The organism is Corynebacterium sp. NML120713, from assembly GCF_001875735.1.
In the GTDB taxonomy this organism is placed as follows: domain Bacteria; phylum Actinomycetota; class Actinomycetes; order Mycobacteriales; family Mycobacteriaceae; genus Corynebacterium; species Corynebacterium pseudogenitalium.
In genome coordinates this window covers 1-2,946 of the sequence record NZ_MLCR01000003.1, presented here as the reverse complement: position 1 = coordinate 2,946, position 2,946 = coordinate 1, and the positions used below count along the sequence as shown (strand labels likewise).

Sequence of the window (2,946 nt, the reverse complement as noted above, 5' to 3'; positions counted from 1 at the left end):
GGCACTGTTGCAAATAGTCGGTGGTGATAAACTTATCATCCCCTTTTGCTGATGGAGCTGCACATGAACCCATTCAAAGGCCGGCATTTTCAGCGTGACATCATTCTGTGGGCCGTACGCTGGTACTGCAAATACGGCATCAGTTACCGTGAGCTGCAGGAGATGCTGGCTGAACGCGGAGTGAATGTCGATCACTCCACGATTTACCGCTGGGTTCAGCGTTATGCGCCTGAAATGGAAAAACGGCTGCGCTGGTACTGGCGTAACCCTTCCGATCTTTGCCCGTGGCACATGGATGAAACCTACGTGAAGGTCAATGGCCGCTGGGCGTATCTGTACCGGGCCGTCGACAGCCGGGGCCGCACTGTCGATTTTTATCTCTCCTCCCGTCGTAACAGCAAAGCTGCATACCGGTTTCTGGGTAAAATCCTCAACAACGTGAAGAAGTGGCAGATCCCACGATTCATCAACACGGATAAAGCGCCCGCCTATGGTCGCGCGCTTGCTCTGCTCAAACGCGAAGGCCGGTGCCCGTCTGACGTTGAACACCGACAGATTAAGTACCGGAACAACGTGATTGAATGCGATCATGGCAAACTGAAACGGATAATCGGCGCCACGCTGGGATTTAAATCCATGAAGACGGCTTACGCCACCATCAAAGGTATTGAGGTGATGCGTGCACTACGCAAAGGCCAGGCCTCAGCATTTTATTATGGTGATCCCCTGGGCGAAATGCGCCTGGTAAGCAGAGTTTTTGAAATGTAAGGCCTTTGAATAAGACAAAAGGCTGCCTCATCGCTAACTTTGCAACAGTGCCCGCTCAGATCGACACCACGACTGCGTCCGGTCGCATGGTGTTCGGAATCTTCGCCACCTTGGCCGAGTTCGAGCGGGATCTGATCCGAGAGCGCACCATGGCGGGTCTCGCCTCCGCGAGAGCGCGCGGTCGCAAGGGCGGACGAAAATTCGCGCTCACCAAAGCTCAGGTGCGTCTCGCGCAAGCCGCCATGGCCCAGCGCGATACTTCAGTTTCCGATCTCTGCAAGGAACTCGGCATCGAGCGCGTCACTCTCTACCGATATGTCGGTCCCAAAGGCGAGCTCAGAGACCATGGAAAGCATGTTCTCGGACTTACGTAGCAACTCGTTTCTTTTCGCAGGTTGAGCCACCTCCGCGCTTCATCAGAAAACTGAAGGAACCTCCATTGAATCGAACTAATATTTTTTTTGGTGAATCGCATTCTGACTGGTTGCCTGTCAGAGGCGGAGAATCTGGTGATTTTGTTTTTCGACGTGGTGACGGGCATGCCTTCGCGAAAATCGCACCTGCTTCCCGCCGCGGTGAGCTCGCTGGAGAGCGTGACCGCCTCATTTGGCTCAAAGGTCGAGGTGTGGCTTGCCCCGAGGTGATCAACTGGCAGGAGGAACAGGAGGGTGCATGCTTGGTGATAACGGCAATTCCGGGAGTACCGGCGGCTGATCTGTCTGGAGCGGATTTGCTCAAAGCGTGGCCGTCAATGGGGCAGCAACTTGGCGCTGTTCACAGCCTATCGGTTGATCAATGTCCGTTTGAGCGCAGGCTGTCGCGAATGTTCGGACGCGCCGTTGATGTGGTGTCCCGCAATGCCGTCAATCCCGACTTCTTACCGGACGAGGACAAGAGTACGCCGCAGCTCGATCTTTTGGCTCGTGTCGAACGAGAGCTACCGGTGCGGCTCGACCAAGAGCGCACCGATATGGTTGTTTGCCATGGTGATCCCTGCATGCCGAACTTCATGGTGGACCCTAAAACTCTTCAATGCACGGGTCTGATCGACCTTGGGCGGCTCGGAACAGCAGATCGCTATGCCGATTTGGCACTCATGATTGCTAACGCCGAAGAGAACTGGGCAGCGCCAGATGAAGCAGAGCGCGCCTTCGCTGTCCTATTCAATGTATTGGGGATCGAAGCCCCCGACCGCGAACGCCTTGCCTTCTATCTGCGATTGGACCCTCTGACTTGGGGTTGATGTTCATGCCGCCTGTTTTTCCTGCTCATTGGCACGTTTCGCAACCTGTTCTCATTGCGGACACCTTTTCCAGCCTCGTTTGGAAAGTTTCATTGCCAGACGGGACTCCTGCAATCGTCAAGGGATTGAAACCTATAGAAGACATTGCTGATGAACTGCGCGGGGCCGACTATCTGGTATGGCGCAATGGGAGGGGAGCAGTCCGGTTGCTCGGTCGTGAGAACAATCTGATGTTGCTCGAATATGCCGGGGAGCGAATGCTCTCTCACATCGTTGCCGAGCACGGCGACTACCAGGCGACCGAAATTGCAGCGGAACTAATGGCGAAGCTGTATGCCGCATCTGAGGAACCCCTGCCTTCTGCCCTTCTCCCGATCCGGGATCGCTTTGCAGCTTTGTTTCAGCGGGCGCGCGATGATCAAAACGCAGGTTGTCAAACTGACTACGTCCACGCGGCGATTATAGCCGATCAAATGATGAGCAATGCCTCGGAACTGCGTGGGCTACATGGCGATCTGCATCATGAAAACATCATGTTCTCCAGTCGCGGCTGGCTGGTGATAGATCCCGTCGGTCTGGTCGGTGAAGTGGGCTTTGGCGCCGCCAATATGTTCTACGATCCGGCTGACAGAGACGACCTTTGTCTCGATCCTAGACGCATTGCACAGATGGCGGACGCATTCTCTCGTGCGCTGGACGTCGATCCGCGTCGCCTGCTCGACCAGGCGTACGCTTATGGGTGCCTTTCCGCAGCTTGGAACGCGGATGGAGAAGAGGAGCAACGCGATCTAGCTATCGCGGCCGCGATCAAGCAGGTGCGACAGACGTCATACTAGATATCAAGCGACTTCTCCTATCCCCTGGGAACACATCAATCTTACCGGAGAATATCGTTGGCCAAAGCCTTAGCGTAGGATTTCGCCCTCTCCCGCAAA

At 55.3% G+C, this 2,946-nt stretch carries 4 protein-coding genes; all 4 read left to right on the top strand.

Annotation, left to right across the window (positions count from 1 at the left end):
* The first annotated feature begins 63 nt into the window (after positions 1-63).
* The 4 genes from BJP06_RS00040 (at position 64) to BJP06_RS00020 (ending at position 2,847) form a co-directional block, all read left to right on the top strand.
* Entirely contained in the window at positions 64-768 is a 705-nt protein-coding gene (locus BJP06_RS00040; protein WP_001067855.1) for an IS6-like element IS26 family transposase, read from the top strand.
* Positions 769-773: 5 nt separating this feature from the next.
* Entirely contained in the window at positions 774-1,142 is a 369-nt protein-coding gene (locus BJP06_RS00030) for a recombinase family protein (protein ID WP_012360778.1), read from the top strand.
* Positions 1,143-1,207: 65 nt separating this feature from the next.
* On the top strand, positions 1,208-2,011 hold the full coding sequence (gene aph(3'')-Ib, locus BJP06_RS00025; protein WP_001082319.1) for an aminoglycoside O-phosphotransferase APH(3'')-Ib: 804 nt from the start codon (positions 1,208-1,210) through the stop codon (positions 2,009-2,011).
* Positions 2,011-2,847, top strand: a complete 837-nt coding sequence (locus BJP06_RS00020) for an aminoglycoside O-phosphotransferase APH(6)-Id (RefSeq protein WP_000480968.1) — start codon at positions 2,011-2,013, stop codon at positions 2,845-2,847. Before aph(3'')-Ib ends, BJP06_RS00020 begins: the two co-directional genes overlap by 1 nt.
* Positions 2,848-2,946 lie beyond the last annotated feature (99 nt).